Annotated in this window: 24 protein-coding genes; 10 read left to right on the forward strand and 14 right to left on the reverse strand. The window is 73.5% G+C overall.

The window, feature by feature from the left end:
* From ABD352_RS13885 to ABD352_RS13905, 5 genes are all read left to right on the forward strand, one after another.
* On the forward strand, nt 1-899 hold an 899-nt coding region (locus ABD352_RS13885; protein ID WP_344612736.1), incomplete at its 5' end, for a carbohydrate ABC transporter permease.
* 3 nt (nt 900-902) lie between these two features.
* The gene (locus tag ABD352_RS13890) at nt 903-1,715 is read left to right on the forward strand and encodes a carbohydrate ABC transporter permease (RefSeq protein WP_344612737.1); all 813 of its coding nucleotides are present in this window, start codon (nt 903-905) and stop codon (nt 1,713-1,715) included.
* Nucleotides 1,716-1,879: 164 nt separating this feature from the next.
* Entirely contained in the window at nt 1,880-3,232 is a 1,353-nt protein-coding gene (locus ABD352_RS13895; RefSeq protein ID WP_344612738.1) for a glycoside hydrolase family 10 protein, read from the forward strand.
* 1 nt (nt 3,233) lies between these two features.
* On the forward strand, nt 3,234-4,505 hold the full coding sequence (locus ABD352_RS13900; protein WP_344612739.1) for an extracellular catalytic domain type 1 short-chain-length polyhydroxyalkanoate depolymerase: 1,272 nt from the start codon (nt 3,234-3,236) through the stop codon (nt 4,503-4,505).
* Nucleotides 4,506-4,552: 47 nt separating this feature from the next.
* A complete protein-coding gene (locus ABD352_RS13905; RefSeq protein WP_344612740.1) occupies nt 4,553-6,064 on the forward strand; it encodes a PP2C family protein-serine/threonine phosphatase in 1,512 nt (503 codons plus the stop codon).
* Here the strand turns inward: ABD352_RS13905 and ABD352_RS13910 are convergent.
* Entirely contained in the window at nt 6,054-6,443 is a 390-nt protein-coding gene (locus tag ABD352_RS13910; protein ID WP_344612741.1) for an ATP-binding protein, read from the reverse strand. The two genes, ABD352_RS13905 and ABD352_RS13910, sit on opposite strands and share 11 nt — an antisense overlap.
* Complete coding sequence (locus tag ABD352_RS13915) at nt 6,436-6,777, reverse strand: STAS domain-containing protein (protein ID WP_344612742.1); 342 nt, start codon at nt 6,775-6,777, stop codon at nt 6,436-6,438. Before ABD352_RS13915 ends, ABD352_RS13910 begins: the two co-directional genes overlap by 8 nt.
* A gap of 295 nt (nt 6,778-7,072) precedes the next feature.
* Here ABD352_RS13915 and ABD352_RS13920 point away from each other — a divergent pair, with 295 nt between their 5' ends.
* Nucleotides 7,073-7,438, forward strand: a complete 366-nt coding sequence (locus ABD352_RS13920) for a DUF2203 domain-containing protein (RefSeq protein WP_344612743.1) — start codon at nt 7,073-7,075, stop codon at nt 7,436-7,438.
* Nucleotides 7,439-7,477: 39 nt separating this feature from the next.
* On the opposite strand, the gene ABD352_RS13925 is transcribed toward ABD352_RS13920, so the two are convergent.
* Nucleotides 7,478-8,113: a TetR/AcrR family transcriptional regulator gene (locus ABD352_RS13925; protein WP_344612744.1), complete on the reverse strand. Its 636-nt coding sequence runs from the start codon at nt 8,111-8,113 to the stop codon at nt 7,478-7,480.
* 99 nt (nt 8,114-8,212) lie between these two features.
* On the opposite strand from ABD352_RS13925, the gene ABD352_RS13930 reads away from it, so the two are divergent.
* Both ABD352_RS13930 and ABD352_RS13935 read left to right on the forward strand, forming a co-directional pair.
* Nucleotides 8,213-10,363 (forward strand): MMPL family transporter, encoded by a 2,151-nt coding sequence (locus tag ABD352_RS13930; RefSeq protein ID WP_344612745.1) that lies wholly within the window; start codon nt 8,213-8,215, stop codon nt 10,361-10,363.
* 18 nt (nt 10,364-10,381) lie between these two features.
* The gene (locus ABD352_RS13935; RefSeq protein ID WP_344612746.1) at nt 10,382-11,548 is read left to right on the forward strand and encodes an aromatic ring-hydroxylating oxygenase subunit alpha; all 1,167 of its coding nucleotides are present in this window, start codon (nt 10,382-10,384) and stop codon (nt 11,546-11,548) included.
* Here the strand turns inward: ABD352_RS13935 and ABD352_RS13940 are convergent.
* From ABD352_RS13940 to ABD352_RS13980, 9 genes are read right to left on the reverse strand one after another with little or no spacing between them, the layout of a single operon-like run.
* Nucleotides 11,519-12,826, reverse strand: a complete 1,308-nt coding sequence (locus ABD352_RS13940) for a hypothetical protein (RefSeq protein WP_344612747.1) — start codon at nt 12,824-12,826, stop codon at nt 11,519-11,521. The genes ABD352_RS13935 and ABD352_RS13940 overlap by 30 nt on opposite strands.
* Nucleotides 12,823-14,073, reverse strand: a complete 1,251-nt coding sequence (locus tag ABD352_RS13945) for an ATP-grasp domain-containing protein (protein WP_344612748.1) — start codon at nt 14,071-14,073, stop codon at nt 12,823-12,825. Before ABD352_RS13945 ends, ABD352_RS13940 begins: the two co-directional genes overlap by 4 nt.
* Nucleotides 14,066-15,295, reverse strand: coding sequence for an MFS transporter (locus ABD352_RS13950; RefSeq protein ID WP_344612749.1), 1,230 nt, complete (start codon nt 15,293-15,295; stop codon nt 14,066-14,068). The genes ABD352_RS13945 and ABD352_RS13950 overlap by 8 nt, the downstream gene beginning before the upstream one ends.
* Entirely contained in the window at nt 15,292-16,515 is a 1,224-nt protein-coding gene (locus ABD352_RS13955; protein WP_344612750.1) for an ATP-grasp domain-containing protein, read from the reverse strand. Before ABD352_RS13955 ends, ABD352_RS13950 begins: the two co-directional genes overlap by 4 nt.
* Nucleotides 16,512-16,829, reverse strand: coding sequence for an avidin-fold protein (locus tag ABD352_RS13960; RefSeq protein WP_344612751.1), 318 nt, complete (start codon nt 16,827-16,829; stop codon nt 16,512-16,514). The genes ABD352_RS13955 and ABD352_RS13960 overlap by 4 nt, the downstream gene beginning before the upstream one ends.
* A complete protein-coding gene (locus ABD352_RS13965) occupies nt 16,826-18,118 on the reverse strand; it encodes a SidA/IucD/PvdA family monooxygenase (protein WP_344612752.1) in 1,293 nt (430 codons plus the stop codon). Before ABD352_RS13965 ends, ABD352_RS13960 begins: the two co-directional genes overlap by 4 nt.
* The gene (locus ABD352_RS13970) at nt 18,105-19,049 is read right to left on the reverse strand and encodes an NAD(P)/FAD-dependent oxidoreductase (protein ID WP_344612917.1); all 945 of its coding nucleotides are present in this window, start codon (nt 19,047-19,049) and stop codon (nt 18,105-18,107) included. The genes ABD352_RS13965 and ABD352_RS13970 overlap by 14 nt, the downstream gene beginning before the upstream one ends.
* Nucleotides 19,049-20,413, reverse strand: coding sequence for a class I tRNA ligase family protein (locus ABD352_RS13975; protein WP_344612753.1), 1,365 nt, complete (start codon nt 20,411-20,413; stop codon nt 19,049-19,051). Before ABD352_RS13975 ends, ABD352_RS13970 begins: the two co-directional genes overlap by 1 nt.
* On the reverse strand, nt 20,406-20,756 hold the full coding sequence (locus tag ABD352_RS13980) for a cupin domain-containing protein (protein WP_344612754.1): 351 nt from the start codon (nt 20,754-20,756) through the stop codon (nt 20,406-20,408). Before ABD352_RS13980 ends, ABD352_RS13975 begins: the two co-directional genes overlap by 8 nt.
* Before the next feature lie 145 nt (nt 20,757-20,901).
* On the opposite strand from ABD352_RS13980, the gene ABD352_RS13985 reads away from it, so the two are divergent.
* Both ABD352_RS13985 and ABD352_RS13990 read left to right on the forward strand, forming a co-directional pair.
* Nucleotides 20,902-24,099, forward strand: a complete 3,198-nt coding sequence (locus ABD352_RS13985) for an AfsR/SARP family transcriptional regulator (protein ID WP_344612755.1) — start codon at nt 20,902-20,904, stop codon at nt 24,097-24,099.
* A complete protein-coding gene (locus ABD352_RS13990; protein WP_344612756.1) occupies nt 24,096-24,488 on the forward strand; it encodes a hypothetical protein in 393 nt (130 codons plus the stop codon). The genes ABD352_RS13985 and ABD352_RS13990 overlap by 4 nt, the downstream gene beginning before the upstream one ends.
* A gap of 6 nt (nt 24,489-24,494) precedes the next feature.
* Here ABD352_RS13990 and ABD352_RS13995 read toward each other — a convergent pair whose 3' ends face one another.
* Complete coding sequence (locus ABD352_RS13995; RefSeq protein WP_344612757.1) at nt 24,495-24,689, reverse strand: hypothetical protein; 195 nt, start codon at nt 24,687-24,689, stop codon at nt 24,495-24,497.
* Nucleotides 24,690-24,897: 208 nt separating this feature from the next.
* Nucleotides 24,898-25,461 (reverse strand): dihydrofolate reductase family protein, encoded by a 564-nt coding sequence (locus ABD352_RS14000; protein ID WP_344612758.1) that lies wholly within the window; start codon nt 25,459-25,461, stop codon nt 24,898-24,900.
* Nucleotides 25,462-26,502 lie beyond the last annotated feature (1,041 nt).

Raw genomic sequence — 26,502 nt, forward strand, 5'->3', positions numbered from 1 at the left:
CGGGCGGGCGCCGGGCCAAGCGCCTGGAGCTGGCGCTGCTGCTGACCCCCGCGCTGGTGCTGTTCGTCGGCTTCGTGCTGCTGCCCATCGCGGCGGCCGTGTACTACAGCTTCTACAAGTGGACCGGCTTCAGCCCGCGCACGTGGTTCGGGCTGGGCAACTACGAGCGGATCTTCGAGGACGACGTCTTCCTCCGCTCACTGCTGCACAACATCATCATCGCGGTGCTGTCGGTGGCCATCCAGCTGCCGCTGTCGATCGGCATCGCGCTGCTGCTCAACCGGCGGATCCGAGGGCGGGCGGCGCTGCGGCTGATCGTGTTCGCGCCGTACGTGCTCTCCGAGGCCATCACCGCCGTGGTCTGGCTGCTCATGCTGCAGCCCGACGGCCTGGTCGATCAGCTGCTCAAGGGCTTCGGGCTGGGCGGGCTGGTGCAGCAGTGGCTGGCCGACGGCGACCTGGTGCTCTACACGCTCTTCGTGGTCATCACGTGGAAGTACCTCGGCTTCGGCATCATCCTGCTGCTCGCCGGCCTGCAGGGCATCCCCGCCGAGCTGCGCGAGGCCGCGGCCACCGACGGCGCCACGCCCTGGCAGACCACGCGCAGCATCACCCTGCCGCTGCTCGGGCCGACCATCCGGATCTGGATCTTCCTGTCCATCATCGGCTCGCTGCAGCTGTTCGACCTCGTCTGGATCATGACGCTGGGCGGCCCCGCGAACGCCTCCAGCACCATGGCCACCTACCTGCTCGACCACGGCTTCAGCCGCTACGAGTTCGGCTACGGCAGCGCCGTCGCCGTGGTGCTGTTCGTCGTGTGCTTCATCTTCGCGCTGATCTACCAGCGCTTCGCCATGCGCCGCGACACCGCGGGCGCCCTGACCCGGATCGTGGAGTGACGCATGGCCAGGCGAACGCTCACCTACCTGGCCGCCCTCGTGGTCGTCGGGGTAACGCTGGTCCCGCTGCTGTTCACGATCCTGGGCGGGTTCCGCACCAACGCGCAGATCAACAACGCACCGGGCGGCTGGCCGAGCCCGTGGGTGGCCGGCAACTACACCGCGGTGCTGAGCTCGTCGGTGTTCTGGCGGGCCATGGGCAACAGCGCGCTCATCGCCGTCGTCGCCTCGGCCCTCGCGGTCGCCGTGGGGGCGATGGCGGCGTTCGCGTTGTCGCGGTACACCTTCAAGGGCCGCGAGGGGCTGTACACCCTCTTCACGATCGGCCTGCTGTTCCCGGTGACCGCGGCGGCACTCCCCCTGTACCTGCTGCTGCGCCAGCTCGGCCTGCTCGAGCACGCGCTCGGCGTGGCGTTGCCGGAGGCCGCGTTCTCGCTGCCGATCACCATCGTCATCCTGCGCCCGTTCATGCACGCGATCCCCGGTGAGCTCGAGGACGCGGCCGCCATGGACGGGGCCGGGCGGCTCGGGTTCTTCTGGCGGATTCTGCTGCCGCTGAGCCGGCCCGCGCTGACCACGGTCGCCATCCTGGCCTTCGTCACCAGCTGGAACGCCTACCTGCTGCCGTTGCTGGTGCTGTCCGACCCGGCCAACTTCACGCTGCCGCTCGGGGTGGCCGCCTTCCAGTCGCAGTTCTCCCAGGACACGGCCCGCGTCCTGGCGTACACGGCGGCATCGATGATCCCCGCGATCGGCTTCTTCGTCTTCGCAGAACGGCACATCGTCGGCGGCCTGACCGGCTCCGTAAAGGGCTGAAATATTGTCCGATCTCGACGCGTTGTAAGTTTCACGAATTGCATTTTCGATAACGCCTTTGACCTGGTGGGACCCGCTTCGGCATATCTTTCCGGAACATTTCCGGTAATGCTGGAGACGTCCGCGAATCAGCGGATTTCGAAACGTTCGAAAGGTCTCCCGCCATGAACAGAGCACGGACGCGAGGGGCGATCGCGCTGGCCGGTGCCGCCGCGATCGCCACCGTCGTGGGCCTGGCGAGCGCGGCCGATGCGGCCAGCACGCTGGGCGCCTCGGCGGCGGAGAAGGGGCGGTACTTCGGCACCGCCGTCGCCGCCTACAAGCTCAGCGACGCGACGTACAGCGGCATCCTCGACCGCGAGTTCAACATGATCACGCCCGAGAACGAGATGAAGTGGGACGCCACCGAGCCCACCCAGGGCCAGTTCAGCTACGGCAGCGCCGACCAGATCGTGGCCCACGCCGCGGCGCACGGCCAGCGGATGCGCGGGCACGCCCTCGCCTGGCACTCCCAGCAGCCGAGCTGGGCGCAGAACATGTCGGGCACGGCGCTGCGCAACGCGATGGTCAACCACATCACCAACGTGGCCACCCACTACGCGGGCAAGATCTACGCCTGGGACGTGGTGAACGAGGCCTTCGCCGACGGCGGCAACGGCGCCCGGCGCGACTCCAACCTGCAGCGCACCGGCAACGACTGGATCGAGGTCGCCTTCCGCACCGCGCGGGCCGCCGACCCGGGCGCCAAGCTGTGCTACAACGACTACAACACCGACGGGCAGAACGCCAAGAGCAACGCCGTCTACGCGATGGTGCAGGACTTCAAGGCCCGCGGCGTGCCGATCGACTGCGTCGGCTTCCAGTCGCACATCAACTCCGGCTCCCCGCTGCCGTCCGACTACCAGGCCAACCTGCAGCGCTTCGCCAACCTCGGCGTCGACGTGCAGATCACCGAGCTGGACATCGCCGGCTCCGGCACCGCCCAGGCCAACAGCTACGCCAGCGTGGTCAAGGCCTGCCTGGCCGTCTCCCGCTGCACCGGCATCACGGTGTGGGGCATCCGGGACAGCGACTCGTGGCGCAGCGGCGACACCCCACTGCTGTTCGACAACAACGGCAACAAGAAGGCGGCGTACAACTCCACATTGGACGCCCTGAACGGCTCGGCGTCCTCGCCGCCCCCGGTCTCGTCGCCCCCCGTCTCGTCGCCTCCGGTCTCGTCTCCCCCGCCCAGCACCGGGAGTTGCACCGCGACCGCCTCCATCAACCAGTGGCAGGGCGGGTTCGTGGCCACCGTCCGGGTCACGGCCGGGTCGTCGGCCATCAACAACTGGACCGTGACGATGGCGCTGCCATCGGGGGCCACCGTCACGAACTCCTGGAACGTGAACCGCTCCGGCAACTCCTGGACCAACGTGGCCTACAACGGGCAGGTGAACGCCGGGCAGTACACCGAGTGGGGCTTCCAGGCCAACGGCACCGCCGGCACCCTGACGCCGACGTGCGCGGGGAGCTGACGTGCGCCGCCGCCTGCTCGCCGCCGCGGCCGCCCTGGCCGCCACGCTCGTCGGCGTGTTCGCCCTCGCCCGGCCGGCCGCAGCCGCGACGCTGACGGAGGTCACCGGCTTCGGCACCAACCCGAGCAATCTGCGGATGTACGTCTACGTGCCCAACACGGTCCAGGCCCGCCCGGCGATCCTGGTCGCCGTGCACTACTGCACCGGATCGGGCCCGGCGTTCTACTCCGGCACCGAGTTCGCGTCGCTGGCCGACCGCTACGGCTTCATCGTGGTGTACCCGTCGGCCACCCGCAGCGGCTCCTGCTTCGACGTGTCGTCGCCGCAGGCGCTCCAGCGGGGCGGCGGCAGCGACCCGGTCGGCATCATGTCCATGGTCACGTACGCCGAGCAGCACTACAACGGCGACCCGGCCCGCGTCTACGTGACCGGTGCGTCCTCGGGCGGCATGATGACCAACGTCCTGCTCGGCGACTACCCGGACGTGTTCAAGGCCGGCGCCGCGTTCATGGGCGTGCCGTTCGGCTGCTTCGCCACCACCGACGGCTCGTCGTGGAACAGCCAGTGCTCCGGCGGTCAGCGCATCTACACGCCGCAGCAGTGGGGCGACATGGTCCGGGCCGCCTACCCGGGGTACACCGGCGCCCGGCCGCGGATGCAGGTGTGGCACGGCACCGCCGACACGACGCTGGCCTACCCGAACTTCGGCGAGGAGATCAAGCAGTGGACCAACGTGCTCGGCGTCAGCCAGACGCCGGTCGCGACGGACACGCCGCAGTCCGGCTGGACCCGCACCCGCTACGGCAACGCCTCCACGCAGGCGCCGGTCGAGGGCATCTCCATCAACGGCGTCGGGCACTCGCTGCCGATGGCCGGCCAGGCCGCGATGGCGCTGGCGTTCATGGGGCTGACCTCCTCCGGGCCGACCCAGTCGTCCACGCCGCCGTCCAGTTCTCCGCCCTCGTCCGGTCCTCCGCCTTCTTCGGGAGGTACGGCCGGCTGCACCGCCACCGTCTCCGTCAACCAGTGGCAGGGCGGGTTCGTGGCCACCGTCCGGGTGACGGCCGGATCGGCGGCGATCAACGCCTGGAACGTGACCCTCGCGCTGCCGGCCGGGGCCACCGTCACCAACTCCTGGAACGTCGCCCGCTCGGGCAACACCTGGAGCAACGTGGCCTACAACGGGCACGTGAACGCGGGCCAGTACACCGAGTTCGGCTTCCAGGCCAACGGCACCGCCGGTAGCCTGGCGCCGGCCTGCTCGGCGAGCTGAACCACCGCACGACCGCCGCGATCGCCCGGTGCCGATAGGCTGCGGGCATGGCGGAGGGCGCCGACGCGATCGCGGCGGTCGTGCGGGAGATCCTGGCGGCGGTGCCGGCGGGCTGCAGCTGGCTGCGCCCGGTCCGCGACCCCGGCGGCCGGGTCACCGACTTCCGCGTGGAGGCGACCAGCGACCCCGGCGACGACGTCCACCGCCGGGGCGGCACGCGGGTCGGCGGACTCGTGTCGCAGCTGTACCCCACCGTCCCCGGCGGCCCACTGTGGGAGCTCTACCTGCGGGTGCTGGAGACCGGGGCCCCCGCCTCGCTGCAGGAGTTCCGCTACTCCGAGCGCAGCGCCGGCGTCGCCACCGACTCCCAGTTCGAGATCAGCGCGCATCCCGTCCTCGACGGGCTGCTGGTGTGCTGGTCGCGGCTCGACGAGACCCGCCGCCGCCTCGACCGCACCGAGCTGCTCGGGAGCCTGGGCTGGTCGGAGTACGACCTCGTGACCGGCCGCATGGAGTGGTCGCCCGGGCTGTACCGCATCTTCGAGCGCGACCCGGCCGAAGGCCCGTTGCCCCGCGCCGCGCAGGCCGAGGCGATGCTGCCCGAGGACCGCCCGCTCGCCGAGGCCGCCTGGCAGCTGCTGGACAGCGGCGGCACCACCGACGTCACCGTCCGCTTCCGCGTCGCCTCGGGCGTGCGCCACCTGCGCATCCTGTCCGACGTGTCCCGCGACGCGGACGGCGCGCCGCTGAAGATCTACGCCGTGGTGCAGGACGTGACCGCCCGCGAGGACTCGCGCAGCGCCATCGAGCGCCTCAACGACCAGCTGCGCATACGCGAGATGACCGCCCTCGCCGAGCACCGCCTGGCCGCCCAGCTGCAGCAGCTGATCCAGCCGGTGCCCCGCGAGCCGTTCCCCCTGGCCGGCCTGCGGGCCGCCGTGGGCTACCTACCGGCCGAGAGCGCCCTGCGGGTCGGCGGCGACTGGTACCACGCCCAGACCCTCCCGGAGGGCAAGGTCGTCCTGGCCCTGGGCGACGTGGCCGGCCACGGCCTGGACGCCGCCACCGGCATGGCCCATCTGCGCTTCGCCCTCGTCGCCTGGCTCTCCATCGGCCTGCGCGACCCGGGCGAGCTGACCGCCCACATGAACCGCCTCTGCGTCCAGCTGGACCTGACCGCCACCGCCGTCGTCGGCGTCTTCGACCCGGCGGAGCGCACCCTGTCCTGGACGCGGGCCGGGCACCCGCCGCCGCTGCTGACCCGCGGCGGCGCGGCCACCGAGCTCGCCCGCCCGCGGGGCCTGCTGCTGGGCGCCGACCCCGACGCGCCCTACCCGGTGCTGACCACGCCCCTCACCCCCGGCGACGTGGTGCTCTTCTACACCGACGGGCTGATCGAGCGCCGCTCGGCCGACCACCGGAACCGCCTGGACGCGGTGAAGTCGGCCCTGTGCCACGCGAGCGCCGACGGCGATCCCTTGCACCGCCTGCGCGCCTTGCTGCACCGTCCCAGCCCGGACGACGACACCTGCACGCTGGCCATTCAGGTCATGAACTGAAGCCCAGGCGCATTCGCACGACGGTGCCGCCGGCGCCGGCGAAGGCGGCCACGTGGTCGCAGACCATCTCGACGATGGCGAGGCCGCGGCCGCGCGGCGCGTCGGCGGGGGGCATGCCGCCGCCGAAGGCGCGGACCGGGCCCTGGTCGACGACGTCGCACACGACCTGGCCGGGCTCGGCCCACATCAGGACCTGGCCGCCCTCGTCGGTGTACTGCAGCGTGTTGGTCGCCAGCTCGTTGACCGCCAGCGTGAGCAGGTCGGCACGGGCCGGCGAGAGGCCGAGCGCGATGGCCCGGTCGGTGACGAAGGCGCGGACCGCAGCGAGGTCGGACACCAGCGCGTACCCGATCGAGTCGGCCCGGCCCGGCTCAGCCATCGCCGGCCTCCGGGGCCTTGCCGGCCCGGCTGGGCTGGAGCAGCTCGCCGACGCCCGTGAGGTCGAGGACGTGGGCGACCATGCCGGACGGGTTGACGACGCTGAGCCGCCCGCCCTTGGCCAGGGCCGCGCGGTGGGCGGTGACCAGCGCGTGCACGCCGCTGGAGTCGAGGAAGGTGAGGGCGGACAGGTCGACCACCACCGCCGGGGCGGCGCCGACCGCGGCCATCAGCGTGGCCGTGCACTCCTCGCGGGAGGAGAGATCACACTCGCCGGACATGGCGACGCGCGCCCGCTGCCCGTCGATCGACGTCGCCGCCTCGAACCGCGCCATCCGACCGCGGCCCCTTTCCTTGCTCGCCTGGTCTGCTCGGCCGCTTCCCTGCCGGCCGGCTTCCGTGCCTGGCCGCTTCCCTGCCGGCCCGCTTCCGTGCGTGGCCGCCGCCGTGTCCGGCCGCGTCCTGCTCGGCCGTTCGACAGACATCATGGCATCCGCGGGCGTCGTTGGGCGCCGACGGGGCACAGAACTCTCCGGTCGGCCGTCCCATCAATCGGGACGAACCCGGCCGCACCGCCCGTCGCGCGGCCCGGACGCGCGCCGCGGGCCGGGGCATGACACCCTTCTCGACATGGCGCTATTCACCGTGGCCGAGGCCCGCGCCGAGCTGGCCCGGCTCCGCCCGACGCTCGACCGGCTGGTCGCCGTGCGGGCCGACGCCGCCGAGCTGGCCGCGTCGCTGAGCCCGGGTGGCACGCCGACGCCGCTGGGCGGCATGCCGGAGCTCAAGGCGGCCGAGGCGCTGCTGGACGAGCTGATCACCACCGTGCAGGACACCGGGGTACACCTCAAGGGCCTGGCCCCGCTGCTGCTGGACTTCCCGGCCGACCTCGGCGGCGAGGACGTGCTGCTGTGCTGGCTGGAGGGGGACGCCGGCATCGACTGGTACCACCGCGTCGACCTCGGCTTCGCCGGCCGCCGGCCGCTGCCCTCCTGAACCGGCGGGTCCCCGGAACACTCGCCGGTCCGATGACCGTCAGCCGGCCATGATGCCCGCGGTCACCATGTCCAGCGAGCGCTGCACGGCGGCCTGCTGCACGTCGGCGGGCAGGTGCCGCAGCGGCCCGTCCAGCAGCAGCTCCGCCATCCCGTGCACGGTCGCCCAAGCCGCCACCTCCAGGAACGGCCGCCGGTCCGCGGCGAGCGCCCCCTCGGCGACGAGGGCGTCCAGGGTCTCCACGAGCATGCGGAAGGGCACGGTCTGCGTCGGATCGATGCCCTGCGGCCCGGCCATCGGCGTCATGTGGGCGAACGCGGTCCGGAACAGCCCCGGCTTCTCCAGCGCGAAGCCGATGTAGCCGGCCCCCAGTGCCCGCAGCCGGTCGTGCAGCCGCTGCACCCCGGAGCTCGCGGCCGGCAGGCGGGACAGCTCGTCCTGCATCCGCTCGGCCAGCTCGGCCAGGGCGCAGTCCTTCACCGCGTGCACAAGGTCCTCGCGGGAGCTGAAGTGGCGGTACGCGGCGGTGGCGGAGACGCCGATCTTGCGGGCCGCCTCGCGCAGGACCACCGCGTCCGGGCCGCCGGCGCGGGCGAGCTCCAGCGCGGCGCTGGTCAGGGCGTTGGCCAGGTCGCCGTGGTGGTAGGAGTGGCGGCCGATGTTGCTCGTACTCACCTGCTCATCCTGCCGGATGTTGACACCGTTAACACCTTGTGCAATGTTGACACCGTTAAGTTTACGCCGTCAACATCTACTCCAAAGGGGCAAGGTTCGATGTTGTACCGGTACGGCTCCCTCATCCACCGCCGCGCGCGGCTCGTGCTCGTCATCGCCGTCCTGCTGATCGCCGGGGCGGCCGTTGCCGGGGCCGGCGTGTTCGGCCGCCTGCAGGGCGGCGGGTTCGACGACCCGGGCTCGGAGTCCTCGAAGGCCCAGCGGCTCATCGACGAGCGCTTCGGCGGGCGGGCCAACCTCGTCCTGCTCGCCCACGCCACCGGCGGCTCGGTCGACGCGCCGGACGCCGCCGCGGCCGGGCGCGACCTGGCCGCCGCCCTGCAGCGCGAGCCCGGCGTGCGCGACGTCGTGTCCTACTGGTCGGCGGGGGTGCCCGACCTGCGCTCGGCCGACGGGGCCGACGCGATCGTGCTGGCCCACGTCGACGGCGACGCGACGCAGCGCCGCGAGCGGGCCGGGCAGCTGATCGAGCGCTACGCGGCCGACGGGCCCGCGCTGCACGTGCGGGCCGGCGGGGAGACGGCCGTGAACCTCGACGTGAACGGCCAGGTCGCGCGCAGCCTCGCGATCGCGGAGGCCATCGCGGTACCGCTGACCCTCCTGCTGCTGATCCTCGTCTTCGGCAGCGTCGTCTCCGCCCTGCTGCCCCTGGCCATCGGCGGGATCGCCATCGCCGGCACGTTCGCCGAGCTGACGGCGCTGGGCGCGGTGACCGACGTGTCGGTGTTCGCGATCAACCTCACCACCGCGCTCGGGCTGGGCCTGGGCATCGACTACGCGCTGCTGATGGTGACCCGGTTCCGCGAGGAGCTGGGCGAGGACCGGCCCGTGGCCGAGGCGCTCGCCACCACGGTGGCCACCGCCGGGCGGACCATCCTCTTCGCCGCCGGCACGGTCGCCACGGCGCTCACCGCGCTGCTCGTCTTCCCGCTGTACTTCCTGCGCTCCTTCGCCTACGCCGGCATCGGCGTCGTCGTCATCGCCGCGCTCGGCGCCCTGGTCGTCGCCCCGGCCCTGCTGGCGGTGCTCGGCCGGCGGGTCAACGCGTGGCCGGTGGGCCGGCGGCGGGCGAGCCGGAGCGCCGGCACCGCCTTCTGGGCCCGGCTCGCCGGGGCGGTCATGCGCCGGCCCGCGCTCGCCGCGCTGCCGGTGGTGCTGGGCCTGCTGGTGGTCGCGAGCCCGCTGCGCCACGTCGCCTTCGGCACGCCGGACGAGGGCGTGCTGCGCCCGGGCAGCGCCGGCCGCCAGGTGGCCGACCGGCTCGCGACGGGCTTCCCGAGCAATCAGAACGCTTCCGTCGACATCGTCCTGACCGGCCCCGTCGACCGGGACCGGCTGGCCGCCTACGCCCAGCAACTGTCCACACTGGACGACGCCGCGCTGGTGACGAGCAGCGCCGGCACGTTCGGCCACGGCACCCGCGCCGGCGAGGGCAACCCCGCCCTGTCCCGCCCCACCGGCGAGCGGCTCACCGTGGCGAGCCGGCTGACGGCCAAGTCCGACGCGGCCCAGCGCCTGGTCCGCTCGATCCGGTCCGCGCCCGCCCCGGCCGAGGCCTACGTCGGCGGCGTCGACGCCGCCCTCATCGACACCACCCACGCGATCGGCGCCCGGCTGCCGCTGGGCATCGCGATCGTCGTGCTGGCCACCTTCGTGCTGTTGTTCCTGTTCACCGGCAGCGTCATCCAGCCGCTGCGGGCACTCGTGCTCAACGTGCTCGGCCTGTCGGCCATCATGGGCGCGCTCGTCTGGATCTTCCAGGACGGGCACCTGGCCTCGTGGCTGCGGTTCACCCCGCGGCCGATGGACACCGCGATGACGGTCCTGATGTTCGTCATCGTCTTCGGCCTGTCCATGGACTACGAGGTGTTCATCATCGGCCGGATCGCCGAGCTGCACGGGCAAGGGATGCCGACGGACGAGGCGGTGCGCACCGGGCTGGGCCGCACCGGCCGGATCGTCTCGGCGGCCGCCGCCCTGCTGGCGGTGAGCTTCTTCGCCTTCGGCACCGGCACGGTCAGCTTCCTGCAGATGTTCGGCATCGGCTGCGGCCTGGCCATCGTCGTGGACGCCACGCTGATCCGCGGCGTGCTCGTCCCGGCCATCCTGCGCGGGCTGGGCCGGCTCAACTGGTACTCCCCCGCCCCGCTGCGCCGCCTGCACGCGACGGTGGCGCTCCGGGAGGCATAGCGGGCATCCTCTAGAGGTATGACGGACATCCCTGCGGCGCCGCTCGACCCTCACGCGGTCGAGGCGGCGCTGCGGCCGTTCGGGGCGTCCCGGACGCTGCCGGCGGCCGCGTACACCGACCCGGCCGTGCTCGCCTGGGAGCGCCGCCACCTCTTCGCCGGCTCCTGGACGTGCGTGGGGCGCCTCGACGAGCTGCGGGAGGGCTGCACCCAGCGCGCGGTCACCGCCGGTGACGTCGGCGTGCTGCTCACCTTCGGCGAGCGCGGGGCGCCGCGGGCCTTCGCCAACGTGTGCCGGCACCGCGGCCACGAGCTGCTGGCCGACGGCGAGGCCGCGGACCGCCCGTCGGCCGTGTGCCCGTACCACGGCTGGGCCTTCCGCCTCGACGGCTCCCTCGCCACCGCGCCGCACCTCGCCGAGGCCGACACCGGCGGGCTCGGCCTGGTCGAGCTGCCCGTCGCCGAGTGGCACGGGTGGCTGCTGGTCAACGCCGGGCACCCGGCGCCGCCCATCGAGTCGTACACCGGTGCGCTGGACGGGCTGCTCGCGCCGTACGACTTCGGCAGTCTCCGGAAGGCCGCCCGGCACGACTACCGGATCGCGGCCAACTGGAAGGTCGTGGTCGAGAACTACCAGGAGTGCTACCACTGCCCGCTCATCCACCCCGAGCTGTGCCGGGTCTCGCCGCCCACCTCGGGCGACAACTGGACGATGCCGGGCGCCTGGGTGGGCGGCACGATGGACCTGCGCGAGCACGCCGAGACGATGTCGTTCGACGGCCGCGGCCCGGGCCGGTTCATCGCCGGGGCGCCCCGGCGCACCATCCTCTACGTGGCGCTGTTCCCGAACCTGCTCGTCTCGGCGCACCCCGACTACGTCATGACCCACCGGCTCACCCCGGTGGCGCCGGACCGCACCGACATCGAGTGCACCTGGTACTTCCCCGACCCCGACGTCGACCCGGCCTACGCGGTCGACTTCTGGGACCTCACCAACCGGCAGGACTGGGCGGCCTGCGAGTCGGTGCAGCGCGGCCTGTCCTCCCCGCACTACGTGCCCGGGCCGCTGGCGGACAACGAGGACGCCGTGTACCAGTGGATCGCCCTCGTCGCCGCCGCGTACCTCGACCCGGTCGCCGCCCTGCGCAAGGCGACGTCAGCGCTCGTGGAAGACGCAGCCGGCTAGCGCGCCGCCGGTGTAGGCGACCACGCCCGCGTCCCGCCCGGGGACGGCCCGCACGAACGTCCCGGCGTAGCCGCGCCCGGTGAGGAACACGCCCCACGTGGCCGTGTGCGGGTCCGGCATGAGCTCCGGCTCGGGCACCACCCGGCGCTGGAGCACGAACGGGCCGCCCTCGGCCCGGCGCAGCTCCCGCTCCCACTCGTCCGGCCCGACCAGCCAGCCGGCCACGAAGCCGTGCCCGCCGTGCAGCATGGTCGCCTTGACGACCAGCCGCTCCCGGTCGCGCAGCGCGTAGTCGAGCAGGTCGGCCCGCTCGCCGTCGACGGTGACCGGGCCGGCCCGCAGCCGCCGCGTCCACGGCAGCACCCGGTCGATGACGTCCAGCTCGGCGGCGGAGAACCGGTCCCGGTGCCGCTCGTCGGAGAGCAGCGCCAGGGCCGTCTTGCTGCCGTAGAGTTCGGAGGCGATCGGGGTGAACATGGCGACCTCGCCGCGGGCGGCCGCCGCCAGCACGGGGGCCAGCAGTTCGGCGCCGCCCGGGCGCAGCAGCGACTCGACCAGGAACAGGCGGTACACCACGTCGAGGCGGCGGCCGTGCATCCAGACGCCGCCGTCGCGGTACTCCAGCATCCCGACGTGCCCGACGACGGCCTCCACCCCGCGCTCGCCGAGCAGCTCGGCGTTGCGGCGCAGCTGGACCTCGAGGTGCGGGTAGCTGTCCGGCCAGTCCACGATGCCGACCAGCGGCTGCCGGCCGGCCGTGCCCGTCTCGTCGCCGAGGGTCTCGGCCAGCGCCATCAGGGTATCGACGTGGCCGAGGTCGTGGTCGGCGGCGAACTGGGCGAAGGCCGGGCTCTCCAGGTACGCCTCGTTGAGCCGCGCGTTCTCCAGCCCGCCGACCGCGCCGGTCACGTTGAGCTCGAGCAGCTTGAAGCCCTCGGCGTCGGCGTAGAGGTCGGCCCGGGCCAGCCGGGTGACCTGCCCCTTGGCCGCCCGCGCGGCGTCGATCTGCGGGCCCTGCGCGCCGACCGCGGCGGCGAAGGCGGCCGCGTCGCCGTCGAAGAGCCGGTCCGGCAGGCTGGTGAGGGCGGCGTGCAGCACGCGCAGGTCGGCGTCGAGCCCCTCCCGCTCGGCTCTCGACAGGAACAGCGGGCGGGGCAGGTGGCCGTTCTCGTAGTACGTCTGGTTGAGCCCGGCGCCGCCGAGCGCCTTGACCAGCTCGTCCTCCGGGATGCGCCCGGCGGCGACCGCGTCCAGGTACGCCTCGGTAATCGAGTTCACGACGGCACCCTCTCGATGTCGATCCGGCTCTCGATGGCCCGGATGTGCTGGTAGTCGGCCTCGATCTGGTCCGCGTCGGGGCCGGCCAGGATGACCCAGGCCAGGAAGGTCACCAGGTCGTCGCTGGCCGGCACCGGGTCGCCGGTGCCGAACGGGAAGTGCTTGGCAATGAAGGACGGCAGCGCGTCGACGCCGTCGAAGATGTCGCCGTTGCGCCAGATCCCGGCTGCGGGCGAGGAGATGAAGACCGCCGACAGGTGCTGGCGCAGCTCGTAGCCGGGGCGGAACTGCCCGTGCAGCCGGTGGGCGATCGTCCGGGCGATCTGGCTGTCGCCCGTGGCCATCCGGGTGATCATCTGGTGGCCGCCGCCGGCCGGGCGGGCCCCGACCTCCATCAGCCGCGGGCCGTGCTTGGTGAGCATGACCTCGCTGTGCCCGCAGCCGTTGCGTACGCCCAGGGCGTCGAGGACGGCGAAGACGTACGGCCGGATCTCCTCGACGTCGGGGTCGTCCGGGGCCAGGAACTGCACCCGCTCGTAGATGCCGATCCGGTCGTCGCGGCGGGCCTTGGCGTAGCGGCACACGTCGACCAGCCCGTGCCGGCCGTCGACCGAGTACGTGTCGATGAGGAACTCGGTGCCCTCGGCGTACTCCTGCACCAGCACGGCCTCGTTGCGCAGCCCGCCATAGTTGATCTTGCCCAGGATCCGGTCGAAGACCGGGTGCCAGTCCTCGCCGGGCCGGATGAGGTGCACGTCGTCGGTGGCCGCGGACTTCGGCGGCTTGACCACGAACCGCCCGCCGGCCAGGCCCTGCTCGGCGATCCAGGCGTCCAGCTCGTCCCGGTCGGCCGAGCAGTGCTGGCGCAGGTGCGGCAGCCCGGCCCGCTCGAGGGCCTTCGCCATGTGCCACTTGTCCCGCCGGTCCAGCGTGGTCCGCGGGTCGTTGCCGCTGTCCGGGCACAGGATCCCGGTGAGCGCGTCGCACAGCTCGACGCCCACCTCCGATCCCGGGACGAGCCATCGGGGGTCGTACTGCCGCAGCTCCTCCGCCAGCTCGGCGACGCTGCGCTCCCCGAGGACGTGCACCTTGGCGAAGTTCTCCGGGTGCCAGGTGTGCGCGAACGCGGGGACCGCCTGCTCGGAGGTCATGACGGCGATGGGGGTCAGACCCTCGGCCCGGAAGGCCTCGGCGTACTCCTGCCCGGTGGAGATCGGCTCCACGAGGACCGCATACTGCTCAGGCATTGGCGCTCTCCTTCGCTGCCGGTTGGGTGTTGCGCATCGAGGTCCAGGCCACGACCAGGCCGAGCAGGCTGGCGGCGCCGAAGAGCCACCACACCGGCGGGCCGAGCGCCAGCCACAGCGCGACGCCGCAGATCGGGCCGAGCACGGTGCCGAGGCCGAACATGGCCTGGGCCGCGCCCTGGTAGCGACCCAGCAGCTCCTCCGGGGCGGCCAGGGCCGGGTAGGCGAACATCGTCGGGCCGCCGACCAGCTCGGCGAGCGACCACAGCACGGTGCCGGCCACGAACGCGACCACGCCCCAGCCGAAGCCGTACAGCGCCTGGCCCAGGCCGAGCAGCAGGAACCCGGCCGCGGCCACGTAGCGAGGCGCCCGGCGCTGGGTGACCTTGGTGACGAGCAGCTCGAACGCGACCACCATGAGGCCGTTGAGCGCGAGCATGGCCGCGTACCAGCCGGTGGCCAGCCCCTCGGCGCGCATGGCCAGCGGCAGCACGGCGATGTACTGCACGTAGACGAAGATGTTGAGGAACATGGCGCCGAGGAAGAGCACGTAGCGCCGGTCGGCCAGCATCGCGCCGTAGCCGCCGCGGACCGACGCCTCGGCCTTGGCCCCGTCGCGCTTGCGCGGGAACAGGAACACGGCCACGAGCGCGAAGACCGCGGTCGAGCCGGCCTCCACCCAGTACAGCAGCGTGTAGGAGACCGCGACGAGCAGCGCGCCGACCAGCGGGGCGGTGGTCGCCCCGATGTTCTGCACCAGCCGGTACACCGCGAAGATCATCACGCGGCGGTGCCGGGCGGTGTGCGACGCGAGCATCGCCGAGGCGGCCGGCCGGAAGAGCTGGGTGGTCAGCCCGACGAGCGCGACGACGACCAGGATGGCGGCGTACTGGTGCAGGTACAGCACGGTCGGCAGCAGCACGGCCGAGCCGGCCATGCTCACCAGCGTGGTCCGGCGCGGCCCGAGCCGGTCCGCGAGGGCCCCGCCGACGATCAGCCCGCCGATCGTGCCGGCCCCGTAGACGCCGAGCGCCCACCCGGCCTGGGCCGAGGAGAACCCGCGCGTGGTGAGGAACAGCACGAGGTACGCCTGGAAGAACGTCCCCAGCCGGTTCACCAGCACGCCGACGAGCAGCGCCCGCACCGGCGCGGACGTGGCCCGCAACGTGGCGAGGACGCCCGCCTCGGCGTGCTCCTCCGCGGTGGCGACGGCCGCGGTCACGTGTTCACCCGCAACGCGGCGCCGGCCCCGTCGAGCGCGGCGCGGCACTCGGCGGCCGTCTCCGCGACCGCGATGGCGAACGCGAGCCGGCCGAAGGTGGTGCCCTTCGGCGGCGGCGAGACGACGGCCCCGGGCTTGACGAGGGTCACGGCCTTGGCGATCGCCGGCGGCAGGGCCTCGGCGTCGAACGCGATCGACTCGACGGTGGTGTCGTCGGCGTCGGCGTAGAAGAACCGGATGCCGGCGACGCGCGAACGGTCCCGCTCCACCTCCGGCGGGAGCCCGCAGGCGGCCGCCGCGGCGGCCGGGCCCGGGTCGACGCCCGTGGCCAGGGTGCCCAGGTGCGGGATGAGCCCGCCGCCGAGCCGCGCGTTGATCTCGATGACGAGCGGGGCGTCCGCGGTCAGGCGCACCTCGGTGTGCGTGAAGCCGTCGCGCAGGCCGATGGCGTCGTGGGCCCGCTGCAGTACCTGCCGGAGCCCCTCGTCGCCGAGCAGCGGGTCGGCGCCGTCGACGATGTGCCCGAGCTCCTCGAAGTAGGGCTCGTAGCCGACCTCCTTGCGGGCCAGGACCACCGGGGTCAGCACGCCGTCGTGCACGACCGAGTCGACGCTGATCTCCGGGCCGTCGGCGTACTGCTCGACGAGCACCGAGACCTCGTAGGACGGGGCTCCGGGGACGGTGGTGTCGCGGGCGAAGGCGAAGTGCCGCTCGACGTCGGACGGCCCGTCGGCGCGGACCACGCCGAGGCTGGCGGCCAGCGCGCGGGGCTTGAGCACGACCGGGTAGCCGATGCCTTCGGCCGCGGCGAGGGCCTCCTCGAGCGAGCCGACCAGGACCGACTCGGGCTGCGGGACGCCGGCCGCGGCGAGGGCCGACCGGGTGGTGTGCTTGTCCCGGCAGGCGGCGACCGCGGCCACGCTCGGGCGGGGCACGCCCAGCGCCGCCGCCAGGTGGGCGGCGGGCAGGATGAGCGCCTCGTCCCAGCACAGCACGCCGGCCACGTCCTCGACCGCCTTGCCGGCCAGGGTGAGCGCGTCGACGTCGGCGAGGTCGGGCACCTGCGTGGCGCCGAAGAGGTACGGCGGCTCCCAGGTCGGGGCGGACGGGCTGAGCAGGTGCAGGCGGAAGTACGGGGAGATGGACTCCAGCAGGTACTGCCGGTAGTCGCGCATACCGGTGCCGACCAGCAGGAGCAGCGGCTTCGCCATAGTGGTCATGCCGCCACTTCCTCGATGCGCGAGATGCCGACCGCGCCGTCGGCCCGCCGCCAGCGCTCGGTGAGCCGCAGCCGGCCGTCGGCGAGCCGGTCGGGGGTGCTGACGCAGGTGCCGGCGACCACCGCCCCGTCGGCCATGACCTGGCAGTAGGCGGCGCTGATGACGCCGTCGGGCCCGCACGTGCCGACCAGACGCCCGGAGCGCACCGGGCCGCCCTCGAACTCGGCCCACACCAGCGAGCCGTCCTGGTGGTAGCGCCCGACGGCGCCGTTGGGCTCCTCGGGCTGCACGACCAGCCCCTCGTAGCTACTCATGCGATCCACCGCACCGGGCAGAGGTCGTCGATGACGTTGAAGACCTGGCGGCCGGCCATGGCGTTGATGACGGTCGCCGCCCGCACCGGCAGCAGGGTCAGGTTCGCGTCCGGCACGCCGTGGCTGTACCGGGCCCGGTTGAGCACGAAGATGCGGTGGCCGTTCATCCCCTTCCACCGCAGCGAGTAGTCGGGCTCGATGAGCATGTCGCCGTCGTCGTCGTACTCCACCCGCTCCGCCAGGTCGTCGTCGAACGGGACCGGGCTCGCCTCGCGGCCGACGGCGACGACGACGTACCGCGCCCGGTGCTCCTCCCGGCCGCCCGGGGTCTCGCAGCGCATGACCAGCTCCCCGCCGTCGCCGTCTCCGTCGGCGGTGACGGAGACGACGTCGCGGCCGGGGTACAGCACCGCCGGGAACCGGTCGAGGTCGAGCATGCGGTCGTAGTTGCTCTGGTACAGCACCCGCAGCGCGCCGGGGGTCAGCGCGTCGCCGGTCGGGCCCTGCTCGACCACCAGCCGCCGCCGGGTGCCCCGGCTGAGCTGCTGCAGGAACTGGCCGTGGGCCGGGCGGTAGAACTCGTTGGCCACCGGCGAGTCGTCGATGGTCTGGAACCACTGCCGGCGGCCCAGCCAGCGCACGTCGGTGAAGCCCGCGTGCAGCAGCTTGAGCACGCACTCGAGGCCGGTCTGCCCGCCGCCGACCACGGCGACCGGCGCGTCCAGGGCCCCCTCGGCGGCCTTCATGGCGTCGATACGCCAGCCGAGGTCGTCGGCGATGAGCGCGGTGTCCGGCAGGCCGTCCATCCACGCGGGGCGGGAGGCGCGGGTGCCGACGCCGATCGACACGTGCTGGGCCCGGGCGATCGGCCGGCCGCCGGCGAAGAGCTCGAAGCCGTCGTCGGTGTAGGTGATCCGCTCGACGTCGGTGCCGTAGTGGATGCCCTCGATGCGGCGGGCGGCCCAGGTGAGGTACCGCACGTACTCCAGCCGCGGGATGGTGTCGAACTGGGCGTTCAGCAGCGCGAACAGCCGGCCGGTGGTGACCAGGTAGTTCATGAACGTCAGGGGGTGCTGCGGGTCGACGAGCGAGACGAGGTCCTTCATCCACGACGTCTGCATCCGCACGCCGGGGCTCAGCAGCGCCGGGTGCCAGGCCGGGCCGGGCTGGCGGTCGAAGAGGGCGACCGGGCCGAGGCCGGCGGCCGGCAGCAGCGCGGCGAGGCTCAGGTTGGCCGGTCCGGCCCCGATCCCGACGGTGTGATAGGTGGGCAGCTCAGTGGGTTGCACGCGCTTCCTCCTGGGTGTGGTGGTTGAGTTGGTCGGCGGCGCGAGCGGCGGCGGCGAGCACGGTCTTGGCCGCCCCGCCGGAGCCGCCGGTGAACGCGTGGATGCGTCCGCCCGTGCCGGGGATCTCCCGCAGGGCGAGGACCGGCGGGTCTGCGTAGCAGTCGGTGGCGTCGGCGCGGCCCAGCGGCGGGCCGAGGCGCAGGCCCGGCAGCCGGTCGCGCAGCAGCCGGGCGGCGTCGGCCGGTGGGCGCGCGGGCGGGGCGCCGGGCGCGACGCCCCACTCGTCGGTGGCCACGCCCGCGATGAGCCGGCCGTCGCCGAGCGGGATGCCGTAGAGCGGGCCGTCGGAGAAGATCGGCGGGGGCGGGCCGAGCAGCCGGTGCACGGTGTACCGGATCGCCTTGACCTTCAGGTCCAACGTGGACAGTCCGGCCTTCGCCAGCAGGGCCGGGGTCCAGGCGCCGGCCGCGTAGACGAGCACGTCCGGCTCGCCGCTGAGCCGCTGGCCGATGGTCGCTGCGGCGCAGCCCGCGAGGTCGCGCAGCAGTGCGTCGCGCAGCGCGGCGACGTCGATGCGCCCGCCGGTGTCGTCCCGCACGCCCGTGGTGTCCGGCGCGAGGCCGGCCCAGCCGAGCTTGCGCAGGTCGTCGGCGCCGAGTGGGCCGGGCTCCCCGACCAGGACCGTCGGCATCGGCCGGAAGCGCGACCACTCCAGCAGGCTCGGGCTGCCGCGCAGCTCGGCCAGGCTCTGCGTCGCCAGGGCCCGCTGCACGGGGTCCGGGTCGTAGGAGCGCACCGCGCCGCCGGAGACCGCGGTCGCGCCCGCGAGCCCGGGCGGGCCGGTGGCCAGCTCGACCCGGACCCCGGCGCCGGCCAGGCGCCAGGCCAGGGTCGTGCCGGCGATCCCGGCGCCGAGGATGCCGACCCGCATCACGCGCCGCCGGTGAGCACGGACCGTAACGTCGCGCCGGCGTCCCCGCCCACGGCCAGCAGGGCCAGCAGCGCCCGGGCGGCCAGCGGCGCGTCGAAGTCGGTGTAGCGCAGCGCCAGCTCCCCGCGCCGCCGCTCGGCCTCGACCAGCTCCGGCGGCAGCGCGTGCGGGCGGGTGGCCCCTTCCAGCAGCGGCTGGACGTAGGCGGCGAAGGCCTCGAAGGACTCCCGGGTGAAGTCGCTGCCGACCCGGTCGGGCCGGTTGAACGCCAGGAACAGCCGCACGATCGCCGGGTCGGCGTCGGCGAGCAGGTCGTTGGCCCAGATGGCGTGGTTGCGGCTGGTGGAGAACTTGAAGCCGTCGAGGGTGAAGAACCGGTTCACCACGCTCATGCCGGCCAGCCCGCCGAGGTCGACGCCGGCCGAGGCGAGCAGGGCCGGCCACATGATGCCGTAGAAGTAGGCGTTGTCGATGCCGTAGAAGTTCCACATGCCGCGCACCCGCCGCCGCCACACGTCGGCGTAGGCGGCCGGGTCCTCCTCCACCCCGGGCTGCAGCGCGTGGGCGACCCCGCGGACCAGGTTGAGGCAGACCTCGACGTAGACGTCGACGCGCATGCCGTCGATCGGGCCGGTGCCGGGCACGCCCCAGTCGGTCGGGTACGCGGCCGGGATCGCCGGCAGCTCCCCCTGCAGGGCCGTGCCGATCAGGGCCCGCACGTCGACCGGCAGCTCCGCGCGCAGCCACAGCGACTGCAGGGCGGGCCGGTGCCGCTCCAGGTCGAGCACGGGAATAGTGGCGGTGAACGGCACCGGGGCGCCGCCGCAGCGGGCGCAGCGCACCTCGACCATGGTCTGGGCCGAGGTGAACCCGCCGCAGCCCTCGCAGCCGCCGCCGCAGGCCTCGTGGCCGCAGGCGCCGCACAGGCCCTCGACGTAGGAGTGGTGCAGGGTGCGGGCGCAGCCGGCGCAGCGGTGCAGCACCAGCTCGCGCAGCGGCAGGGCGCCGCGCTCGACCAGCCGGGCCACCATGCCGGCCATCGCCGGCGCGTAGCCCTCGGCCCGCGGGTCGACGAAGGCGTCGTAGCCGATGCGGGCCCGGCGGAACGCCTCGACGATGTCGTCGCGGTAGCCGTCGACCATCTTGTCCACGTCGACGCCGTCGAGCTCGGCCCGGGTCAGCACGTAGTTCTGGTGCACGTCGACGCCGGCCATGGCCAGCACGTGCTCGCCCCGGGCCCGGGCGGCCCGGGCGGCGAAGTCGGCCGCGAGGTACGGCCCCGAGAGATGCCCGACGTGCAGCGGGCCGTTCGCGGTCGGCGGCGGAATGGACACCACGTCAACCATCGGCTCCGGCTCAGCCATGCTCGTTCTCCTTTTCGAACCAGTAAGCGCTGAAGACGACCAGCGGCTGGTCGGGCCGGCGGTTGTGCACCACGTGCCGCTCCCCCGCCTCGAGCAGGAACGCGTCGCCCTGCCGCACCTCGACCGGCTCGGCGCCGTCGACCGACACCGCCGCGTCGCCGCTGACCACGATCGACAGCTCCAGCTCCGGGTGCTGGTCGGCAGGGCTCACACCGCCGGCCGGCACGCGGTACCACATCGCCCGGAACGGCATGGCGCCCGCGCGCTCATAGCCGTCCCACCGGAACACGTCCACGTCCCCGACCGGCTCGTTGGGCCCGTCGGACAGCTGATACGTCCGCATGGCGGTCAGTCTCGGGGCGCGTCCCTGCGGGCCGGTTGCGGCGCGGTGCCGGAACCCCTTGCGGTTCCCTTGCGGCCCGGGTCATTCACGATTTTCGAACGATCTCGACCCGCCACGCCTTGCGATCCAGCGATAGTGTTCGATCGTGCAGTTTCGGTTACTCGGCGCAGTCGAAGCGGACGTGGCCGGCCGCCCGATCAAGCTCGGCTGGCGCCAGGAGCGCTGTCTGCTGGCGTTGCTGCTGCTGGAGGGCGGTCGGCCCATCCACAACGAGCGGCTGGCCGAGCTGATCTGGGAGGGCGAGCCGCCGCCGGATCCGCGCGCCGCGCTGCACGTGGTGGTGGCCCGGCTGCGCGGGCACCTCAACGCCGCCGACGCGGCCGCGCACGGGGTGCGGCTGGTGACCAAGGGCGACAGCTACGCCCTCGAGGTCGCCGCCGAGCAGGTGGACGTGGCGCGGTTCCGGATGCTGGTGGCCCGGGGCCGCTCGGCCGAGCACCCGGACCGGGCGGCCGCGTTCCTGCGCACCGCGCTGCGGCTGTGGCGCGGCCCGGCGCTGGCCGACGTGGCCGGCCCCTGGTTACGCCGGCGGGTCACCGACCCGCTCGACGAACTGCGCCTGACCGCCACCGAGGAGCTGATGGAGGTCGAGCTGGCCGCGGGGCGCCACCACGAGCGCATCGCCGAGCTGACCCAGCTCGTGGCCGAGCACCCGCTGCGCGAGCGGCTGCGCGGGCAGCTCATGACGGCGCTGCACCGCGAGGGCCGCCGGGTCGCCGCCCTGGACTCCTACGAGCAGCTGCGCCGGACCCTGCGGGACTCGTTCGGCCTGGAGCCGGGCGCCCAGCTGCAGCAGCTGCACGGCCGCATCCTCCGTGACCTCGGGCCCACCCCCGCGGCGGTTGCGGCGGCCGCGCCCGTGCCGGCACCGCAGCCGTCGCTCGGGGTGCCGGCCCGGCCGCCCACCCCGGCCGAGCTACCGGCGGACGTGGCGGGGTTCGTCGGGCGGGACGCCGAGCTGCACCGCCTCGACGCGATGCTCCCGGAGGCGACCAGCGGCGGCGGGCCGGTCGTGGTGACCGCGATCGCGGGCACCGCGGGCGTGGGCAAGACCGCGCTGGCCGTGCACTGGGCGCACCGGGTCTCGGGCCGCTTCCCCGACGGCCAGCTCTACGTGAACCTGCACGGCTACGCCTCCTGCGACCGGCCGGTGCCGCCGATCGAGGCCCTCGGCGCGCTGCTGCGCTCGCTCGGGGTGCGCGAGGACCGGGTGCCCGACGACGTCGGGGCGGCCTCCGCGCTGTACCGCTCCATGCTGGCCACCCGCCGGGTGCTGCTGTTCCTGGACAACGCCCGCTCGGTCGAGCAGGTCCGCCCGCTGCTGCCCGGCGGCCAGGGCTGCCTGGTCGTCATCACCAGCCGGGACCGGCTCACCGGCCTCGTCGCGCACGACGGCGCCCGCCGGATCACGCTCGACATCCTGCCGCCGGAGCAGGCCCGGGCGCTGCTCAGCGAGATGCTCGGAGCCGACCGGGTGGCGGCCGAGCCGGAGGCGGCCGCCGAGCTCGCCGCGGCCTGCGCGTACCTGCCGCTGGCCCTGCGCATCAGCGCCGCCGACCTCATCAACCACCCGCACCGCGGCCTGGCCGCGCACGTGGCCCAGCTGCGCGCGGCCGACCCGCTGACCGCGCTGGCCGTGGACGGCGAGCGGGCGGTGCTCAGCGCGCTGGAGGTGTCGTACCGCAGCGTGCCGGCCGACGCCCAGCGCCTGTTCCGGCTGCTCGGCCTGGCCCCCGGCAACGACTTCACCGCCGCCGCGGCCGGTGCCCTGGCCGGCCTGCCGGGCGCGGAGGCCGACAGCCTGCTCGACCGGCTCGCCGCGGCCCACCTGGTGGTCGAGTCCGCCCCGGACCGGTTCACGTTCCACGACCTGCTGCGCTTCTACGCCCGCGCCCGGACCACCACCGACGACCGGGCCGAGGAGCGCACCACCGCCCTGCGGCGCGCCTACGACTGGTACCTCGGCACGGTCGACGCCGCCGCGCGGCAGCTCTACCCGCAGCTGGTGCGGCTGCCGTACGCCGGGAAGGCCCCAGCCACCGAGTTCTGCGGCACCGCGCAGGCCCGCGCCTGGCTCGACGCCGAGCGCCCCAACCTGCTCGCCGCGGTCCGCCACGCCGTCGCCGACGGCTACCCGGAGATGGCCTGGCTGCTGGCCGACGCCCTGCGCGGCTACCTCTCCCAGGCCGGCCACCTCTTCGGCTGGCTGGTCGCCAGCCGGGCGGGCCTGACCGCCGCCGAGGTCTACGGCGACGTCGACGGCCAGGCCGCGATGCTCATCAGCCTGGCCCACGCCAACCAGTGGCTGTGCCGGCACGACGAGGCGGTGCAGTCCCTGCGCAGCGCGGTCCGCCTGGCCGAGGCCGGCGGCTGGTTCGAGGGCCTCGCCTGCGCCCGCAACAACCTCGGCATCTTCTACGACGAGCTGGGCCGCCCCGGCGACGCGCTGGAGCAGCACACCAAGGCGATCGCCCTGGCCCGCGAGCACGGCTCCACCCTCCTGCTCGTCGCGTTCCTGGACTCCCTCGGCCACCACCACCACATCACCGGCCGCCTGGCCGAGGCCATGGAGTGCTTCGACGAGAGCCTGCGCATGGCCGAGACCCTCGGCGAGGGCTCGCGCAGCACGGCGTACCTACTGTCGTCGCTGGCCGGGACGTACCACGCGATGGGCCGCCTCGCCGACGCCCTCGGCCTGGCCGAGCAGGCCCTCACCCTGTGCCGCGACGTCGGCGACCGCCTGCACGAGACGACGATCCTGTCCCTGCTGGCCACCGTCCAGGCCGACCTCGGCCACCCGGGCCGCGCCATGGACCTGGCCACCGCCGCCGTCGCCACCGCCCGCGAACTGGAGGGCAGCTACGGCACCGCCCAGGCGCTCATCGCCCTGGCCGACGCCCACCGCGCCCTGGGCCGCCCCGGCCGCGCGGTCGAGCTGTACTCGGAGGCCTTCGCCCTCGTCTCCGACGTCGGCGCGGCCCACCACCGGGCCGCCGCCGAGATCGGCCTGGCCGGCGCGCTGCACGAGCTCGACCGCCTCGACGCCGCCCTGGACCGGGCCCGGGACGCCCTGCGCAGGGCCGAGCGCGGCGGCTTCCGCCTGCTGCAGAGCCACGCCCTGGCCACCGTCGCCGAGATCGAGCTCAGCCGGGGCGACCACGCCGCCGCCCGGCGGGCCGCCCTGCGCGCCTCCGCGGCCCACCGCCCGAGCGGCAGCCGCGCCGCCGAGACCCGCGTGCGGGCCATCCTGGCCCGGTTGCAGGTGGTTGAATCCTCGCCATGACCATGCTCAACCGGATGCCGGAGCACGGCGTGGTCCGCCGCGAGCGGCTGTTCGAGTCCCGCAACTTCGGCAAGGCCAAGGACAGCTACTACTCCTACGGCGAGGCCCAGCTGACCCGCGAGGGCGACCTGATCCTGTACACCAGGGACAGCGGCTACTGGGTCGCCCTGATGATCGGCGAGATGGTCGCCCTCTACCACCAGTGGTCGATCGTGCCCGCCGCCGACCTGCCCCGCCTACTCGGCGACGAGCCCCCGGTCGAAGCCCTCCGCGCCAGCCTCAACATCCGGCCGGACGAGCACTCGATCGACGTGCACAAGCGCTTCCACGACTGGCTCACCGCCGCGAGCGTCAGCGCCCGGCACGAGAGCTACGACGAGTACGACTGAGGCCCGCTACCGCCGGCGATCCAGCCGCCCGGCGAGGAAGACCAGGCCCCCACCGACGACCGCCGCGATGAACCCGAGCACGCCGTAGACGACGGCCAGCACCCACGAGGTCGTCTCGTGCCCGATCTCCACCCGCACCGCGATGGCGGCCAGCACGGCCAGCACGAGGAACCCGATGCCAACGGGCCGCACCCAAGTCATGGCGCAAGTAGACCATGCCCCCGCAACCCATCCCGCCCCCTGGCCGCGCACCGCCATCGCGTCGGGCGCCAACCGCTCATCCGGCGGGCCGGTAGCTGGTCACGACGACCTGCCCATCGACGGTCCGGGACTCGACAACCGCTCATCCGGCGGGCCGGTAGCTGGTCACGACGACCTGCCCATCGACGGTCCGGGACTCGACAACCGCTCATCCGGCGGGCCGGTAGCTGGTCACGACGACCTGCCCATCGACGGTGCGGGACTCGACGGCCCGCAGGTTGAGGCGCCGCTTCGGCTCGGCGAACAGCCTCCGCCCACCACCGAGGACCACCGGGTGTACGGCAACGTGATATTCGTCGATGAGCCCCAGCTCGGTCAGCGCGGCGGCGAGGTTCGCACCCCCGGTCAGCAGCAGATCGGCCCCGGCCTGCGCCTTCAGCGCGGCGACCTCAGCGCCCAGGTCATCACGGATGACACGGTCGGTCCACTCGTCGCCCGGGTAGCTGCGGGAGAATACGATCTTCGGGGTCGCCCGCCAGAAGGGCGCGAACGAGGCGACGTGCGGATCGTCGGAGATCGCCTCGGCATTCGGCCAGAACCCGACCATCATCTGCCACACCGGCCGCCCGAACAACAACGTGTCAACCCGCCGGTCGAGGCCCTCGGAGTACGCCGACAGCTCCGGCCCCATAACCGGCCAGTCAAACTCCCCGCCAGGCCCGTCGACGAACCCGTCCACCGACGTGTGCACCCAGTAGATGATCTTCCGCATGGTTCGCTCCTCCGCCTCGCCTGTTTCCCGGTCTCGCACAAGGGTCGGCACCGATCACACGCCCTCGACATCCCGGCCGGAAGAGTTTTCGCGAGGGGCAGACGCGATGCGGGTCGAACTCACCCCACCGACCCGAGTCATCTGGCGCCCCGCCGACACGGAGGTGTGGCCCAGCGTGGCTGACGGCACATGACCGGCTCGCGACTCTGCCGATTCGGGTCATTGTTGCGGGCCACCGTTGTCGAGGGGTCCGGGGAATTGGCGCCGGCGGCCCATTGGGATAACAGTTGTCTGATGCCGCCCTTCGGGGAGCTTGGATGAAATGACGTCGGGGTGCGTATGGCATTGTCGAACGACGACGGCAATGCGTCGGTCGCCGCGTATTACTGGTCACCGTTGCGCGTGTTTCCGCACCGGCTGGCCTGCGCAGCAATGGTGCGCGTGTGCCACGGCGCTTCGGGACGGGGTCAGGCTGCGCGACGTCGTGCGGCACGGGATCACCGTCATGCGAAAGGCTGTCGTTCGCGGGGTGTCCGGCCTGCTCAGGCGCCGTGACTGGTGGCGGCGCGGGCGGCGCCGGTTCGCGCGCCGAGGCGTCCTGCTGGTCGACAGCCGGCGGCGGGGTGTCACCGTGTACACGGCGCAGCCGCTCGGCGTGGCGTCTGGCCAATCCCCAGGCGCGATGCCGCTCATGCTCCTTGCGGAACTGCTCCTTCGCCGGACAATAGCGACGCGACCTTGTCCGATCGCGCATGGCAGCCAATTCAGTCCTGGTGAACAATTGCAGCTGCCCCATGTATTCGATTATCCCAGCACCCAGCCGAAATCGCCGCCCCGAACGACACCGCATAATGTCAAATGGCGCACGCCCATGCCGTGCTCCGCTCGCGACGGAGGGCGGTGGCGAGTGCGGACACCCTGCGCGCGGACGTGCCGATGATCGGACGCCCGCATGGTGCGTCAGAGTGGTGCGGTTGCGGCGTGGTTCGCTAGTCGGGCCGTGTCAGCGCCCGGAAACCGCAGCCCGGGCCAGGCCCCCGG

This window comes from Dactylosporangium salmoneum (genome assembly GCF_039532525.1).
GTDB lineage: Bacteria > Actinomycetota > Actinomycetes > Mycobacteriales > Micromonosporaceae > Dactylosporangium > Dactylosporangium salmoneum.

Bases quoted from the DNA above. Each gene is read 5' to 3' on its own strand.
- ABD352_RS13995 (WP_344612757.1), bottom strand. From the start codon at position 24,689: ATGACTTGGGTGCGGCCCGTTGGCATCGGGTTCCTCGTGCTGGCCGTG.
- ABD352_RS13905 (WP_344612740.1), top strand. From the start codon at position 4,553: ATGGCGGAGGGCGCCGACGCGATCGCGGCGGTCGTGCGGGAGATCCTG.
- ABD352_RS13990 (WP_344612756.1), top strand. From the start codon at position 24,096: ATGACCATGCTCAACCGGATGCCGGAGCACGGCGTGGTCCGCCGCGAG.
- ABD352_RS13930 (WP_344612745.1), top strand. From the start codon at position 8,213: ATGTTGTACCGGTACGGCTCCCTCATCCACCGCCGCGCGCGGCTCGTG.
- ABD352_RS13960 (WP_344612751.1), bottom strand. From the start codon at position 16,829: ATGAGTAGCTACGAGGGGCTGGTCGTGCAGCCCGAGGAGCCCAACGGC.
- ABD352_RS13945 (WP_344612748.1), bottom strand. From the start codon at position 14,073: ATGCCTGAGCAGTATGCGGTCCTCGTGGAGCCGATCTCCACCGGGCAG.
- ABD352_RS13920 (WP_344612743.1), top strand. From the start codon at position 7,073: ATGGCGCTATTCACCGTGGCCGAGGCCCGCGCCGAGCTGGCCCGGCTC.
- ABD352_RS13890 (WP_344612737.1), top strand. From the start codon at position 903: ATGGCCAGGCGAACGCTCACCTACCTGGCCGCCCTCGTGGTCGTCGGG.
- ABD352_RS13980 (WP_344612754.1), bottom strand. From the start codon at position 20,756: ATGCGGACGTATCAGCTGTCCGACGGGCCCAACGAGCCGGTCGGGGAC.
- ABD352_RS13955 (WP_344612750.1), bottom strand. From the start codon at position 16,515: ATGACCACTATGGCGAAGCCGCTGCTCCTGCTGGTCGGCACCGGTATG.
- ABD352_RS13910 (WP_344612741.1), bottom strand. From the start codon at position 6,443: ATGGCTGAGCCGGGCCGGGCCGACTCGATCGGGTACGCGCTGGTGTCC.
- ABD352_RS13935 (WP_344612746.1), top strand. From the start codon at position 10,382: ATGACGGACATCCCTGCGGCGCCGCTCGACCCTCACGCGGTCGAGGCG.
- ABD352_RS14000 (WP_344612758.1), bottom strand. From the start codon at position 25,461: ATGCGGAAGATCATCTACTGGGTGCACACGTCGGTGGACGGGTTCGTC.
- ABD352_RS13975 (WP_344612753.1), bottom strand. From the start codon at position 20,413: ATGGCTGAGCCGGAGCCGATGGTTGACGTGGTGTCCATTCCGCCGCCG.
- ABD352_RS13895 (WP_344612738.1), top strand. From the start codon at position 1,880: ATGAACAGAGCACGGACGCGAGGGGCGATCGCGCTGGCCGGTGCCGCC.
- ABD352_RS13915 (WP_344612742.1), bottom strand. From the start codon at position 6,777: ATGGCGCGGTTCGAGGCGGCGACGTCGATCGACGGGCAGCGGGCGCGC.
- ABD352_RS13970 (WP_344612917.1), bottom strand. From the start codon at position 19,049: ATGCGGGTCGGCATCCTCGGCGCCGGGATCGCCGGCACGACCCTGGCC.